This is a genomic window from Curtobacterium sp. PvP017 (assembly GCF_054060195.1).
The window spans coordinates 406,409-420,683 of the sequence record NZ_JBSSCY010000002.1; the positions used below are offsets into that span (position 1 = coordinate 406,409).

Here is a 14,275-nt window from a genome sequence, read left to right on the forward strand (position 1 = left end):
CATGGCATCTGCACGTTCCACCGTCCGTTCCGCTGGTGTGGCGATCCGCCTCACCCTGCTCGCCACCGTCGTGCTCGGCGTCGGCTACCCGCTCGCCGTCTGGGGGGTCGGCCAGGCGGCGTTCCACGACCAGGCCAACGGCTCGATGGTCACGGACTCGTCCGGCACGGCCGTCGGTTCCTCGTTGATCGGGCAGTCGTTCACCGGCAAGCAGGCCGATCGCTGGTTCCAGTCGCGGCCGTCTGCCGCCGGAGAGGACGGCTACGACGCGCAGGCCTCGTCCGGCTCGAACCTCGGGCCGAACAACCCGGACCTGCTGAAGGCCGTCGAGGACCGTCGTGCGGCGCTGGCGAAGGCCGACGGGGTCCCCGCCGCGCAGGTGCCGGCGGACGCGGTCACGGCGTCGGGTTCGGGGCTCGACCCGGACATCAGCCCGGCGTACGCGTCGCAGCAGGTCGCGCGGGTGGCCTCGGCGCGCGGCCTGTCGGTTGCTGACGTGCGGGCGCTCGTGGCCGAGCACACCGAGTCGCGGCAGCTCGGGTTCCTCGGCGAGCCCGTCGTGAACGTGTTGTCGCTGAACCTGGCGCTGGCGAAGCTGTCCTGACCGTGCGGTCACCTCGCCGCCCAGCTCGGCCGTCCGCCGATGCCGTCGATCAGATCGTCGTGCTCGTCGATCAACCGTCGAACGGCATCGGCGTGACGGTCGCACGGGCCGACGGTCTCGGCGAGGTGTGCGAGCAGTTCGAGGGAGTGCACCGGCGTGCGCTTCGGCAGCCCCTCGAGTCGAGCGACCAGGTCGGCGGGGGAGCGGAAGGTCGGCGGCGGGATCCGGAAGCTGCGGCCCCAGAGTCGCGTGTGGTGGGCGCAGCAGCTCCGGACGTGCGTGATGTGGTGCAGGCACGGACGGAGCGTCGCAGGGGGCAAGCGGAATGCTTCCGCCATCTCGTCCCGAGCGGCGGGTTCCAACCCGCAGGTGAGGCGGGACAGTTCCCCGAGGCTGAGCTCCTCGGCGAGCATCCCGAACGGCACCCGTTCGAAGCGCCGCTCCTGCCACGCCGAACGGATGGCGGGATCTGCCGTTCGGTCGAGCGCCGCCCGAGCATGTCGGAGGAGCGCACGGTGATCGAACGTGTCACGGAACGCCCGACGGTCGAGGTACCAGTGCGATCCGAATCGAGCTGCGCCCAGTGCGTCCAGATGGCCACGCAGGGCGAGCTCGATGCGCTCGGACAGACCGAGGGTGACGGAGCGGAGCGCACTGTCGAAATCGTGCACTCTCCGGACCGAGGCGTCGGAAGGGTCGAGACCTCGTTCGCGCAGTGCTTGGCGGAACTGCGCTGCGCGGTAGCGCGAGATTGCGGCCGAGGCGTCCTGCATCGAGAGGCTCCGAGATCGAGGGAACTGATGATCTCGGGCAAGCCGGCAGCAACTACAGCGTGGGGAACGAACGTGAGCGGTGAAGAACTCCGTCCCGCGTCCGAGACGGACGCGGGACGGGACAGTCCCACCCGATTTGAGGAAGCCGAGGCTCGAGCCTTGGTGGGAACGGTTACGAGGAGAATATCAGTCGACCGGCTGCCCCGCAACGGCGGACGCGAGAGGATGAGCACGTGAAGCGCGGCAAGCTGCGGGTCCTGCTCGGTGCCGCACCGGGCGTCGGCAAGACGTTCACCATGCTCGAAGAGGGCCGCCGGCTGCTCGACGAGGGTCGCGACGTGGTCGTCGCCGTCGTCGAGACGCACGAACGCGCCGCCACCGCCGCCCTCGTCACCGGACTCGAAGTGGTGCCCCGCCGCTCGGTCGCGCACCGTGGTGTGGAGCTCGACGACCTCGACCTCGACGCCGTCATCGCCCGGGCGCCCGAGGTCGCACTCGTGGACGAACTCGCCCACACGAACGCCCCCGGCAGTGCGAACGAGAAGCGCTGGCAGGACGTCGAGGCCCTGCGTGACGCCGGCATCGACGTCATCTCGACGGTGAACGTGCAGCACATGCAGTCCCTCGGCGACGTGGTGCGGGAGATCACCGGCACCGTGCAGCGCGAGACCGTCCCCGACGCCGTGGTGCGCGCGGCCGACCAGGTCGAGGTCGTCGACCTGGCCCCGGCTGCCCTGCGCGAGCGGCTGTCCGACGGACTCGTGTACCCGGCTGCCCGGATCGATGCGGCGCTGTCGAACTACTTCCGGCTCGGCAACCTGACGGCCCTGCGCGAGATCGCGCTGCTCTGGCTCGCTGACGAGGTCGACGACGCGCTCAAGGCCTACCGCGCCGAACACGGCATCGAGCACCGCTGGGAGACCCGGGAACGGGTGCTGGTCGCCCTGACCGGCGGGCCAGAGGGCGAGACCCTGCTCCGTCGCGGTGCCCGTATCGCCGCCCGCAGTGCCGGGGGCGAACTCGCGGCCGTGCACGTGACGACGAACGACGGTCTGCGCGTGCGGCACCCGGGGGCGCTCGGCAAGCAGCGGACCCTGCTCGAGCAGCTCGGCGGCACGTACCACCAGGTCGTCGGCGACGACGTGCCGTCGACCCTCGTGCGGTTCGCGCGGTCGATCGACGCGACCCAGATCGTCATCGGCGTCAGCCGACGCAGTCGGCTCGCCGCGGCACTGACCGGTCCGGGGATCGGCAACACGGTGATCCGGGAGTCCGGCGACATCGACGTGCACGTCGTCACCCACGAGCGTGCCGGCGGCGGGATCACCCTGCCGAAGCTCGGTGGCAGCCTGTCGCGCGGGCGGGTCATCGCCGCCTTCGTGCTGTCGGTCCTGGTCGGCCCCCTGCTCACCTGGGCGCTGTCGATCGGCAGCGACCCCGACGCCATCACCGTCGACGTGCTGGCGTACCAGCTGCTCGTGCTCGTCGTGGCGCTCGTGGGCGGGATGTGGCCGGCGGTGTTCGCGGCGGTGCTGTCCGGGCTGAGCCTCGACTACTTCTTCGTGCAACCCCTCTACATGGTCACCGTCCAGCAGCCGTGGCACCTGTTCGCCCTGGTCATGTACGTGATCAGTGCGGTGCTGGTCAGCTTCGTGGTCGACCGGTCCGCGCGTCGATCGCGTGCCGCCCGCCGCGCCTCGGCCGAGTCCGGGCTCCTGATGGGCATCGCCGGCAGCGTGCTCCGTGGTGACGACGCCCTGCAGGCACTGCTCGACCGCACCCGTGAGGCCTTCGGCTTCGCCGGCGTCCGGATCCGCCAGGGCGACGAGGTACCGGCCACCTCCGGCGAGTTCGGCGCGACGCCGGACGCGTCCACGACGCTGGCGTCCGGGGCCGTGCTCGAGTTCGCGGGGGCGCCCGACGACCCGACCCAGCGCCGGCTGCTGCGGGTCGTCGAGCAACAGCTCGACGCCGCCGTCGAGCACCGCGAGCTGACCCGCACGGCCGTCGGCGCTGAACGCATCGCCGCCGCCGACCGGGTCCGCAGCGCCCTGCTCGCGGCCGTCGGCCACGACGTGCGTCGGCCGATCGCGGCCGCCTCAGCCGCCGTCCAGTCGTTGCGTGCGTTGGACGTCGACCTGTCACGGGCCGACCGGGAGGCGCTGCTCGCGACCGCCGACGAGAGCCTCGGTCAGCTGGCGGTGCTGTTGGCGGACCTGTTGGACGTCAGCCGCGTGCAGGCGGGTGTGCTCGCGGTCACCCCCGCATCGATCGCGCTCGAGACGGTGGTCGCGCCGGCGCTCGACGAGCTGGAACTCGGTCCGGACGACGTCGACCTCGACCTGCCGGCGGAGCTGCCCCCGGTCCTCGCGGACCCGGTCCTGCTGCAGCGGGTCGTCGTGAACGTGCTCGCGAACGCCGTCCGGTACGCCCCGGACGGCACCCGCGTCCGCGTTGCGGCGAGCGCCTTCGGGGGCGGGGTCGAGCTCCGGATCGCCGACCACGGTCCGGGCATCCCGTCCGACCGGGTCGACGAGGTCTTCCAGCCGTTCCAACGCCTGGGCGACACCGACAACGAGACGGGCCTCGGCCTGGGGCTGGCGCTGGCTCGCGGGTTCACCGAGGGCATGGGCGGCACGATCGAGGTCGACGACACCCCGGGCGGTGGACTCACCGTGGTGGTGCGGCTGCCGATCGCCGGGCACGTGGGAGTGGAGCTCCGATGAAGGTGTTGATCGCCGACGACGACGCACAGCTCGTCCGAGCGCTCTCCGTGACGCTCGCCGCCCGCGGGTACGACGTCGTGACGGCGAAGGACGGCCGCGCTGCGATCGACGCCGTCATCACCGAACGTCCCGACCTGGTGCTGCTCGACCTCGGGATGCCCCGGCTCGACGGCATCGGTGTCCTCGAGGGTGTCCGGGGCTGGTCGCAGGTCCCGGTGCTCGTCCTGTCCGGACGGACGGACTCGTCCGACAAGGTCGACGCACTCGACGCCGGCGCCGACGACTACGTGACGAAGCCGTTCCAGATGGACGAACTGCTGGCGCGGTTGCGAGCCCTCGGGCGGCGACGGGCACCGGCCGGCGTCGACAGCGCGCCGACGATCCGCATCGGGGACCTCGTCGTGGACCTCGTCGCGAAGCAGGTCACGCCGGGGAGCGGCCCTGCGATCCGCCTGACCCCCACCGAGTGGCGCCTGCTCGAGGTCCTGGTCACGAACCCCGACCGCCTGATGACCCGCGAGATGCTCCTGACCGAGGTCTGGGGGCCGACGCACGGCAACGACTCCGGGTACCTGCGGCTGTACATGGCGCAGCTGCGGCGGAAGCTCGAGCCCGACCCGGCGCACCCGCGCTACCTGGTGACGGAGTCCGGCATGGGCTACCGCTTCGCCCCGGGAGGGCAGTGACGAAGGCAGGGAGACCGCTGTCGGGTGGCTGGCGGGTCGCTGTCGTGCAGGTGTCGGGTCCGTGTCGTGGTGCGTCGTTCCGCGGAACCCTAGTGTTCGGGACATGAACGAGATGCGGATCGGGGAGCTCCGGCGACTGCGCGGGTGGACCCAGGAACGACTGGCCGAGGCGAGCGGCCTCGCGGTGCGGACGGTGCAGCGGATGGAGAGCGGCAACGACGCGAGCCTGGAGTCGCTGTCGTCGGTGGCCGCGGCACTCGAAGTGCCCGTGCGCGACCTGTTCGTCACTGAGGAGCGAGAGTCCCTCGAGCCCGGGGTGCGCGGCCTCGACGAGCGTGCGGAGCTGCAGCAGGTGCAGCGTGACTCGGCGACTCGGGGGTGGCAGTACCTGTACTCGGGCGTGGGCATCGTCGTGACGCTCGGCACCATCGCCCTCATCGGCGCTGGGATCTGGACCGGCATCGCGATCCTCGTGATCCCCGTCTACTGGGCTGCCGGCAGACTGCTCTCGCAGTTCCTGATGGCGACCGTCGTCGAACCCTCGCTCGACCGCCGGTACCCGCTGTCACGGTCGCGGCGGATCACGCCCGGTAACTGAAGGCGGCGAGCTCGGCACGGGTGCGGGCACCGTGCTTCCGGAGCAGGTTCGCCACGTGGTACTTCACGGTGTTCACGCTGATGCCCAGGCCCTCGGCGATCTCGCGGTTGCCGACGCCCGTCGCGAGCAGCCGCAGCACGTCGCGCTCCCGCGGGGTGAGGTCGTCGTCCGCGACCGAGTCCACCTCGGTCGGTGACGGGTCGAGGGGCAGCGAGATGTCGAGCACGGAGCCCCAGTCGGGTGTGCTCGACACCTGGACGCGGCCGTCGAGGGTGACGACGCGCTCCGCGATCGGCCGCATGGCGTCGTCGTGCACGTCGAGGGTGCCGGACCCGTCGTCACGGAGCTGCATGAGCAGGTTCCGGCCGTCGCAGTCCCACTGGATGCGGACGCGCTTGGCCGCACCGCCGTCGACCAGGGCGAGCACGGCGGTCCGGACGATGGCCCGGGCCGCGTGGGCGACGTCGCCGGGCAGCGCACGGCCGGTCGTGGGCGGTTCGACGAACTGCACGTCGAGGTCACCGAACCGGACGAGCGGGCGCAGGTCGGCGCGCAGCCGTGAGAACGCTCCGGTGACCGGCTCGAGCAGGGTGCTGCGCTGGTGGTCGGTCTCGGTGCGCAGGTCGACGAGCGCGGCTGACGCGATCTCGACGGCCTCGGCCCGCGCGGCGGCGTCGGACACCCGTGGTGACCGGAGCACGGCGAGCACGGACTCGAGGGTGAGCGCCTGACGGTCCGCCTGCTCGGCGACCGTCCTGGCGTGTTCCGAGGCGGCGAGCCGACTGGCGGAGCCGCCACGGGCCTCCCGGTCCGTTCCCGATGCGTCCATGGGAGCCGAACCTACCCGTCCCACCCGTGCGGACGGGGCCACCCGATCGGGTGGGGAGCCTGCCGACGCGGGTAGCGGTGCACCAGGCCGCGTGACGGCATGCTCGTGGACATGGCAGAACCCACCGTCCCTGCAGCGTTCGACGTGATCGTGCGTGAGGTCACCGACCTCGCCGCGAACGTCGACGATGCGTCGGCTGAGCGCGCCCTCGACCTGATCGACCAGAGCCACCGGGTCTTCGTGCACGGCGCCGGCCGGTCCGGCCTGGCACTGCGCATGACGGCGATGCGGCTCATGCACCTCGGTCGTGACGTCCACGTCGTCGGCGAGACCACGACGCCCGCGATCCGCCCCGGGGACGTGCTCCTCGTCGCGAGCGGATCCGGTACGACCAGCGGCATCGTGCAGGCGGCCCGCACCGCGCACGACGTCGGAGCGTCCGTCGTCGCACTGTCGACCACCGACGACTCCCCGTTGTCCGAGGTCGCCGACGTCACCCTCGTGCTGCCGGCAGCGACGAAGACCGACCGCTCCGGCACGGCCTCGGCCCAGTACGCCGGCAGCCTCTTCGAACAGGCCGTCGCGCTGGTCGGCGACGCCCTGTTCCACACGCTCTGGTCCCGCGGCGGGCAGTCCGCCGACGACCTCTGGCCCCGACACGCCAACCTCGAATGAAAGGCATCCACATGCAGCTCCAGTTCGCCATGGACACCCTGACCACCGAAGCCGCCCTCGAACTCGCGGCCGCGGCCGCGCCGCACGTCGACGTCCTCGAGCTCGGCACGCCCCTGATCAAGAGCGCCGGCCTGTCCGCGGTCACCGCGATCAAGGAAGCCCACCCGGACAAGATCGTCTTCGCCGACCTCAAGACCATGGACGCCGGCGAGCTCGAGGCCGACATCGCGTTCTCGGCCGGTGCCGACCTGGTCACCGTCCTCGGTGTCGCCGGTGACTCGACCATCGTCGGGGCCGTCAAGGCCGCGAAGAAGCACGGCAAGGGCATCGTCGTCGACCTGATCGGCGTCTCCGACAAGGCCGCCCGTGCCCGTGAGGTCGTCGCGCTCGGTGCCGAGTTCGTCGAGGTCCACGCCGGGCTCGACGAGCAGGCGGAAGAGGGCTTCACGTTCTCGACGCTGCTCGACGCCGGCAAGGAGTCGGGTGTCCCCTTCTCGATCGCGGGTGGCGTGAACGCGTCCTCCGTCGCCTCGGTGCAGGAGGCCGGTGCCCGCATCGCCGTCGCCGGAAGCGCGATCTACAGCGCCTCGGACGTCGGCGCCGCAGCTGCCGAGATCCGCGCCGCCATCACGGCGTAGCGCCCGCGGCGTCCGCGTCGCGAAGGTGAGCAGAAATGGTCGAGTGCGTGCCCCGCACCCGACCATTCCTGCTCACGAAGCGACCGCCGCCGGTCCTGATGCGCCGTACGGTGGTCGCATGAACCGAGTGCTGCGGTGGACCGCGTGGATCGTCGCCGTGCTGCTGGTGGTCGTGGTGGTGTTCCTCGTCTGGGCGCACATCGTCATGCAGGGCACCCGGAGCGCTGCGCTGCAGGTCTGGCGCGACGACCGCGTGTCGGTCCAGGACGCCGGCGACTCCGTCGTGATGACCCCGACAGGGCAGGCCGACGGCAAGGGCATCGTGTTCATCCCGGGCGCCAAGGTCGACCCGTACGCGTACATGGCGACCTTCCGGCAGGTGGTCGCGAACGGCACGACCGTCGTCATCACGAAGCCGACCCTGAACCTCGCGTTCTTCGACACCCGGCCGCTCTCCACCTTCGAGGCGCATGCACCGGACGTCGCGACGTGGGCAGTCGGCGGGCACTCGCTGGGCGGGGTGCGCGCCTGCCAGCTCGCGCAGGACGCGGACGGCCTGCTGCTGCTCGGCAGCTACTGCGCGAACGACATCAGCACGTCGTACATCGACGTGCTGAGCGTCTCGGGCTCACGTGACGGGCTCTCGACGCCCGACAAGGTCGACGCTGCCCGGCACCTGCTGCCGTCGACCGCGACGATGACCGAGGTCCAGGGTTCGAACCACGCCGACTTCGGCGCGTACGGCGACCAGCCGGGCGACCGCACGGCGACCGTCAGCCGCGAGGACGCCCGCCAGCAGATCTCGTCGGCGATCGAGGCGTGGGCGCGCGACCTGCCGCCGGCTCCCGGCCTGCGCTGACCGGGAGGCCCGTGGTGCGTCGCGTCAGCGGATGACGCCCGCCTCGTGGTCGCGTCCAGAGCGCCGCCCGGTCACGCGGGCGACGAAGTACAGCACCACGCCGACGGCGAGCAGGATCGCCGCGTACAGCCAGACCTGCCCGCTCTGCTGCGTCAGCAGCAGCACGCACGAGGCGACGCCGAGCACGGGGACGAACGTCCACACGCGGAAGTGCTCGTGGTCGACGCGGTCACGGCGCAGCACGAGGACGGCGACGTTCGTGCTGATGAACACGAAGAGCAGCAGCAGCACGACGGTCTCGGCCAGGACGCCCACGTCGCCGACCAGCGTGAGGAGCATTGCGACGACGGTGGTCGCCACGATCGCGGTCCACGGCGTCTTCCGGTTCGGCAGCACCTCGGCCAGCAGTGCGGGCAACAGCCGCTGTTCCGCCATGCCGTAGGTGACGCGGCTCGACATGATCATCGTGAGCAGGGCGCCGTTGGCGACGGCGACCAGGGCGATGAGGCTGAAGACCCAGTCCGGGATCGGCACCCCGCTGGCCGACACCACGGCCAGGAGCGGGCCGGTCGAGTCCGACAGCTCGGACGCCGGCAACGCGATCGAACTGGCGAGGCCGACCAGGACGTAGACGACGCCCGCGGTGGCGAGGGCGCCGAACAGGGCCTTGGGGTAGACCCGGCTCGGCTCGCGGACCTCCTCCGCGACGTTCGCCGAGGTCTCGAAGCCGACGAACGAGTAGTAGGCGACGATCGCCGCGCTCAGCGTCGCGAGGGCGGGGTTCGCCTCGGCCGGGAACGCACCGATGCGGGAGACGTCGCCGCCACCGCCGCCCAGCATCACGGCGACGACCACGATGACGATGACGAGCCCCGACACCTCGATGACGGTCATCACGACGTTGCTGCGCAGCGAGTCCGAGATGCCGCGGGCGTTCAGGCAGGCGATCAGCGCGAGGAACACGATCGCGGTCGGCACCGGCGGCAGGTCGACGAAGGTGCCGAGGTAGTCGCCGGCGAAGGCGAGCGACAGACCGGCGGCGCTCGTGACCCCCGCGGCGAGCATGCTGAACCCGACCAGGAACGACACGATGGGCGTCCTGTAGGCGCGCTCCGCGAACACCGCGGCGCCGCCGGCCTTCGGGTACTTCGTCACGAGCTCCGCGTACGAGCCCGCCGTGAGCAGGGCCAGCAGCAGCGCGAGCAGGAGCGGTGCCCAGAGTGCCCCGCCCACGTCCTGCGACAGGGTGCCCATGAGCGCGTAGATCCCGGCGCCGAGGACGTCGCCGAGGATGAACAGGTACAGGAGCGGCCCGGTGATGGCCTGCCGGAGCTTGGAGCCGGTGCCGTCGTGCGGGGGTGCCGCGGTCTCGCTGGTCATGGTGGAGCCTTCCGTCCGGACCAGCGTGTCGACCCGCGCCTCAGGGAGTTCACAGGCCGTCGGGCGCGTTTGAACACCCGTCCTGGAGCGGTCCTAGACTCGACGAGAGCAACGTCCACGACCCCCGTTCTCCCTGAAGGGCTGCAGATGACGACGCCGACCCGGCGCACACCCGCGCGACTCGCGGACACGCGAGCGCTCCTGTTCGACCTGGACGGTGTCCTCACCCCCACCGCCGACGTGCACATGCGCGCCTGGAGCCGGCTCTTCACGCCGTACCTCGAGGCACACGGGGTCGCGCCGTACACGCAGGCCGACTACTTCGCGTACATCGACGGCAAGCCGCGGTACGACGGCGTGCGCTCGCTGCTCGGGTCGCGGGGCATCGACCTGCCGCAGGGCACCCCGGACGACGACCCGGACGCCGACACCGTGTGCGGTCTCGGCAACCGGAAGAACGCCGAGTTCACCGCGGAGCTGGACGAGCACGGTGTCGAGCCGTACCCGGGCTCGCTCCGGTTCCTCACCGCCGCGATCGACGCCGGCTTCCACGTCGCGGTCGTCTCGAGTTCCGCGAACGCCGTCTCGGTGCTGCGGACCGCCGGCATCCTCGACCGGTTCCCCGTCGTCGTCGACGGCCTCGTCGCACGTCAGGACGGCCTCGCCGGCAAGCCCTCCCCCGACACCTACCTCGACGCCGCCGGACGGTTCGGTCTGACCGCCGCCGAGTGCGTCGTGGTCGAGGACGCCACGAGCGGTGTCGAAGCCGGCCGGAACGGGGCCTTCGGCCTCGTCGTCGGGGTCGACCGCGGAGCGGGCGCCGACGCGTTGCGCGCGCACGGTGCCGACGTCGTCGTGACGGACCTCGCCGACCTGGTCGCGGACCTTCCCCGGGCGACCACCAGCACCACGTAGGCCAGCGGACCGGAGGCGAGCCGCGCCTCCCGGTCGAACCGACGTCCCCACGCCACTCTCCCTTCCCACGGAGCACCATGAACCCCATCACCTCGGACCCGCTCGACCGCGTCCGGTACCCGATCGACGAGTGGGCACTCGTCGAGACCGAGTACACCCCCGACCAGCAGGGCGTCGCCGAGACGAACTTCGCCGTCGGCAACGGGTACCTCGGCCTGCGCGGCAACCTCGACGAGGGCCGTGGCGGCGTGCAGTACGGCACGTACATCAACGGGTTCCACGAGACCTGGCCGATCCGGCACGCCGAAGACGCCTTCGGGTTCGCCAAGACCGGGCAGACGATCATCAACGCGCCCGACGCCAAGGTGATCCGGCTGTACGTCGACGACGAGCCCCTGGTGCTGGCCGAGGCGGACATCCTCCGCCACACGCGGCGGCTCGAGTTCCGCGGCGGCTACCTGTTCCGCGAGACCGAGTGGTCGACGCCGTCCGGCAAGCGCGTGCTGATCCGGTCCCGCCGTCTGGTGTCGTTCACCGATCGGCACCTCGCCGTCATCGACTACGAGGTCACCGTGCTCGACGCGGACGCCTCGATCCTGCTGTCCAGTCAGATCCTGAACCGCCAGGACGTGCAGGACGAGTACCACGCGGGGATGCGCGCGGCGGCGAACGCCTTCGACCCGCGCAAGGCCGAGGCCTTCACCGACCGGGTGCTCGAACCGAAGCTCAAGCGCAGCACCGGCGCCCGCTCGCTGCTCGGCTACCAGGCGTCGAGCTCCGGCATGACGATCTGCGTCGGCGTGGAGCACCACCTCGAGACCGAGAACAGCTGGGACGAGTCGTCGTCGATCGACGACGACCTGGCGAAGCACGTCTACCGCGTCCAGGCACGCGCCGGCCAGCCGATCCGACTCGTGAAGCACGTGGTGTACCACACCTCCCGCGGTGTCCCGGTGCGCGAACTCGCCGACCGCTGCGACCGCACGCTCGACCGGGCGCACGCCGAGAACATCGACGAGACGTTCGAGAAGCAGCGCGTCTGGCTCGACGACTACTGGGCGCGGAGCGACGTCGAGATCGCCGGGCAGCCGGCCATCCAGCAGGCCGTCCGGTGGAACCTGTTCATGCTCGCGCAGGCCACCGCCCGCACCGACGGACACGGCATCGCCGCCAAGGGCGTCACCGGCTCCGGGTACGGCGGACACTACTTCTGGGACATGGAGATCTACGTCCTGCCGTTCCTGTCCTACACGGCGCCGATCGTCGCCCGGAACGCCCTGCGCTTCCGCTACAACATGCTCGACGCGGCACGCTCACGGGCACGTGAGCTGAACCAGCGGGGTGCGCTGTTCCCCTGGCGCACGATCAACGGCGAGGAGTCCAGCGCGTACTACGCCGCGGGCACCGCGCAGTACCACATCGACGCCGACATCGCCCATGCCCTGATGCAGTACGTGCGGGCGTCCGGAGACACCGAGTTCCTGAAGCGCGGAGCGATCGACGTGCTCGTCGAGACCGCTCGGCTCTGGGCCGACCTCGGCTTCTGGCGCTCCAACGGCGACAAGAAGTTCCACATCGACGGCGTCACCGGACCCGACGAGTACACGACCGTGGTCGACGACAACCTGTACACGAACGTCATGGCGCGGGCGAACCTGTGGTTCGCGGTCAACGCGTGCCGCGAGCTCGCGGCCGACGACGTCGAAGAGTACGACCGGATGATCCGACGCACCGGCCTGCGCCCCGACGAGCTCGTCGAGTGGGAGCACGCTGCCGAGTCGATGGAGATCCCCTTCGACCCGCACCGTGGCATCCACCCGCAGGACGCCCAGTTCCTCGACAAGGAACTCTGGGACCTCGAGAACACCCCCGAGTCCAAGCGCCCGCTGCTGCTGCACTACCACCCGCTGGTGATCTACCGGTTCCAGGTGCTCAAGCAGGCCGACGTCGTGCTCGCCCTGTTCCTGCAGGGGCACGAGTTCACCGCGGCCGAGAAGCGCCGCGACTTCGACTACTACGACGCGCTCACCACGGGCGACTCGACGCTGTCGGCGGTCGTGCAGTCGATCATGGCGGCCGAGGTCGGGTACCACGACCTCGCCGACCAGTACTTCCAGACGGCGCTCTACGTCGACCTGGCCGACCTGCACGGCAACACCTCGGACGGCGTGCACATCGCGTCGACCGGCGGCATCTGGGGTGCACTCGTCAACGGGTTCGGCGGCATGCGCGACCACGGCGGCCGGATGACGTTCAACCCGCGGCTGCCGCGGCACTGGGACGCCCTGACCTACCGCCTGACCGTGCGTGGATCGCGCGTCCGGGTGGACCTCGGGCAGGACGCCATGACCTTCACGGTCGAGACGGGTTCGGGCTTCACCGCGTGGGTGCACAACCAGCAGTGGGACATCGAGGCCGGCGAGCCGACCGTGGTGCCGCTGCCGCACCAGGGGCCGCGGATGTCCGGGCACGCCCCGACGACGAGCGACATCCAGGGCACGCTCCGTGCGGACGGCTCCGTGATCACGGCGTCGATCCCGACGATCTCGCTCGAGCGCGACTTCGACGTCGACGAGACGACCGCGTAGGGCATCGGTGCGGATGCCGGCAGGGTCTCGCCGGATCAGTCAGCTCGCGACGAGCTCGACCTTGAACCGCTCGGCATCCTCGAGGAACGCGGCACGGTGATCCGGCCCGCCGGCGAACGGGTGGCGGTCCTCGTAGAGCCGGCCCCAGCCGTGCGCCGGTGCGTCCGTCCATAGCTGCTCGACCTGTTCGGCGTCGCCGGCGTGGAACGCCAGGTGGCTCAGTCCCGGCCGTCGGCGGTCGTGCGCGCCGTCGAGCGGGGCGGCCTCGAGCACGACGTAGACGTCACCGAGTCGCCAGCTGCGGCCCTCAGGCCACTGCTGGAACGGCGCGTACCCGAGCTCGCCGAGCAGCCAACCCCACGCGCTGCTCGCCGTGTCGAGGTCGCGCGTGCGGAGCTCGACGTGGTGCAGGGCACCTCGGGTCACAGGAGCTTCCGGAGGGTGTTCGTGTTGCGCGTCGTGGTCGAGCGCTTGAAGCGTGCTGCCCCGGCCCGCTTCGCGAACACGGTGTCCGTGCTCGAGCCCTTCGGGCAGGACCAGTACACGACTCCGTCGCCCCGGGCGACCTGCTCGACCGTGGCGTCGACTGCGAGGTCGGTGAGCAGTGCGTCGAGGGCGTCGTCGTCGGAGCCGAACACCACGTAGTCGTGCCGGTCGTCCGCCCGGTCGAACGGGAACCGCTCGATCACTGCCGCCAGGTCCTCGTGACGGACGAGCACGATCCACGCGTCGTAGCCGAAGCGGTCGCGGAGCGCCTGCTCGATCGTCGTCTTGCGGGTGGAGGCGTCGGCATCCGTGTCGAACACCACGTTGCCGGACGCGAGCATCGTGCGGACGTCGGCGAAGCCGAGCCCCCGGAACAGGTCCGCGAGGTCGGCGCTCCTGATCGTGATGCCGTTGACGTTCACTCCGCGCAGCAGCGCGATCCACTTCGCCATGCCCGAACCGTAGCGCGGCCCTGGCCGGTTCAGCCGATCAACTGCACAAGAATCGTTGCGCAAGAA

14 protein-coding genes are annotated in these 14,275 nt (G+C 71.0%); 9 read left to right on the forward strand and 5 right to left on the reverse strand.

All coding sequences use genetic code 11. The features are described 5' to 3' along the window. Nucleotide 1 precedes the first annotated feature (1 nt). Nucleotides 2-604: a potassium-transporting ATPase subunit KdpC gene (gene kdpC / locus ACVKXF_RS05985; protein ID WP_456795177.1), complete on the forward strand. Its 603-nt coding sequence runs from the start codon at nucleotides 2-4 to the stop codon at nucleotides 602-604. An 8-nt stretch (nucleotides 605-612) separates the two neighbouring features. Here kdpC and ACVKXF_RS05990 read toward each other — a convergent pair whose 3' ends face one another. Further along, complete coding sequence (locus tag ACVKXF_RS05990; RefSeq protein ID WP_456795178.1) at nucleotides 613-1,377, reverse strand: Abi family protein; 765 nt, start codon at nucleotides 1,375-1,377, stop codon at nucleotides 613-615. A 233-nt stretch (nucleotides 1,378-1,610) separates the two neighbouring features. Here ACVKXF_RS05990 and ACVKXF_RS05995 point away from each other — a divergent pair, with 233 nt between their 5' ends. The 3 genes from ACVKXF_RS05995 (at nucleotide 1,611) to ACVKXF_RS06005 (ending at nucleotide 5,387) form a co-directional block, all read left to right on the forward strand. Beyond that, nucleotides 1,611-4,103: an ATP-binding protein gene (locus tag ACVKXF_RS05995; RefSeq protein WP_456795179.1), complete on the forward strand. Its 2,493-nt coding sequence runs from the start codon at nucleotides 1,611-1,613 to the stop codon at nucleotides 4,101-4,103. Continuing rightward, nucleotides 4,100-4,789, forward strand: coding sequence for a response regulator (locus ACVKXF_RS06000; RefSeq protein ID WP_456795180.1), 690 nt, complete (start codon nucleotides 4,100-4,102; stop codon nucleotides 4,787-4,789). The genes ACVKXF_RS05995 and ACVKXF_RS06000 overlap by 4 nt, the downstream gene beginning before the upstream one ends. A gap of 103 nt (nucleotides 4,790-4,892) precedes the next feature. Next, nucleotides 4,893-5,387 (forward strand): helix-turn-helix domain-containing protein, encoded by a 495-nt coding sequence (locus ACVKXF_RS06005; RefSeq protein WP_123311605.1) that lies wholly within the window; start codon nucleotides 4,893-4,895, stop codon nucleotides 5,385-5,387. On the opposite strand, the gene ACVKXF_RS06010 is transcribed toward ACVKXF_RS06005, so the two are convergent. Next, nucleotides 5,371-6,216, reverse strand: coding sequence for a helix-turn-helix transcriptional regulator (locus ACVKXF_RS06010; RefSeq protein ID WP_456795181.1), 846 nt, complete (start codon nucleotides 6,214-6,216; stop codon nucleotides 5,371-5,373). The genes ACVKXF_RS06005 and ACVKXF_RS06010 overlap by 17 nt on opposite strands. 111 nt (nucleotides 6,217-6,327) lie before the next feature. On the opposite strand from ACVKXF_RS06010, the gene hxlB reads away from it, so the two are divergent. The 3 genes from hxlB (at nucleotide 6,328) to ACVKXF_RS06025 (ending at nucleotide 8,388) form a co-directional block, all read left to right on the forward strand. After that, nucleotides 6,328-6,891, forward strand: a complete 564-nt coding sequence (gene hxlB, locus ACVKXF_RS06015; protein WP_456795182.1) for a 6-phospho-3-hexuloisomerase — start codon at nucleotides 6,328-6,330, stop codon at nucleotides 6,889-6,891. Between the two features lie 11 nt (nucleotides 6,892-6,902). Further along, on the forward strand, nucleotides 6,903-7,529 hold the full coding sequence (hxlA, locus tag ACVKXF_RS06020) for a 3-hexulose-6-phosphate synthase (RefSeq protein ID WP_111083537.1): 627 nt from the start codon (nucleotides 6,903-6,905) through the stop codon (nucleotides 7,527-7,529). Between the two features lie 118 nt (nucleotides 7,530-7,647). Further along, nucleotides 7,648-8,388 (forward strand): alpha/beta hydrolase, encoded by a 741-nt coding sequence (locus tag ACVKXF_RS06025; protein ID WP_456795183.1) that lies wholly within the window; start codon nucleotides 7,648-7,650, stop codon nucleotides 8,386-8,388. A 24-nt stretch (nucleotides 8,389-8,412) separates the two neighbouring features. Here the strand turns inward: ACVKXF_RS06025 and ACVKXF_RS06030 are convergent, their stop codons facing one another. Continuing rightward, nucleotides 8,413-9,768, reverse strand: coding sequence for an APC family permease (locus tag ACVKXF_RS06030; RefSeq protein ID WP_456795184.1), 1,356 nt, complete (start codon nucleotides 9,766-9,768; stop codon nucleotides 8,413-8,415). A 147-nt stretch (nucleotides 9,769-9,915) separates the two neighbouring features. On the opposite strand from ACVKXF_RS06030, the gene ACVKXF_RS06035 reads away from it, so the two are divergent. Both ACVKXF_RS06035 and ACVKXF_RS06040 read left to right on the forward strand, forming a co-directional pair. Then, nucleotides 9,916-10,683, forward strand: a complete 768-nt coding sequence (locus tag ACVKXF_RS06035) for an HAD family hydrolase (RefSeq protein WP_456795185.1) — start codon at nucleotides 9,916-9,918, stop codon at nucleotides 10,681-10,683. A 77-nt stretch (nucleotides 10,684-10,760) separates the two neighbouring features. Further along, nucleotides 10,761-13,271, forward strand: coding sequence for a glycoside hydrolase family 65 protein (locus ACVKXF_RS06040; RefSeq protein ID WP_123311615.1), 2,511 nt, complete (start codon nucleotides 10,761-10,763; stop codon nucleotides 13,269-13,271). 39 nt (nucleotides 13,272-13,310) lie between these two features. Here ACVKXF_RS06040 and ACVKXF_RS06045 read toward each other — a convergent pair whose 3' ends face one another. Both ACVKXF_RS06045 and ACVKXF_RS06050 read right to left on the reverse strand, forming a co-directional pair. Then, nucleotides 13,311-13,697 carry a VOC family protein gene (locus ACVKXF_RS06045; RefSeq protein WP_456795186.1) on the reverse strand — a complete coding sequence of 129 codons (387 nt, stop codon included), beginning with the start codon at nucleotides 13,695-13,697 and terminating at the stop codon, nucleotides 13,311-13,313. Next, nucleotides 13,694-14,209: a DUF1697 domain-containing protein gene (locus ACVKXF_RS06050; protein WP_456795187.1), complete on the reverse strand. Its 516-nt coding sequence runs from the start codon at nucleotides 14,207-14,209 to the stop codon at nucleotides 13,694-13,696. The genes ACVKXF_RS06045 and ACVKXF_RS06050 overlap by 4 nt, the downstream gene beginning before the upstream one ends. Nucleotides 14,210-14,275: the final 66 nt, after the last annotated feature.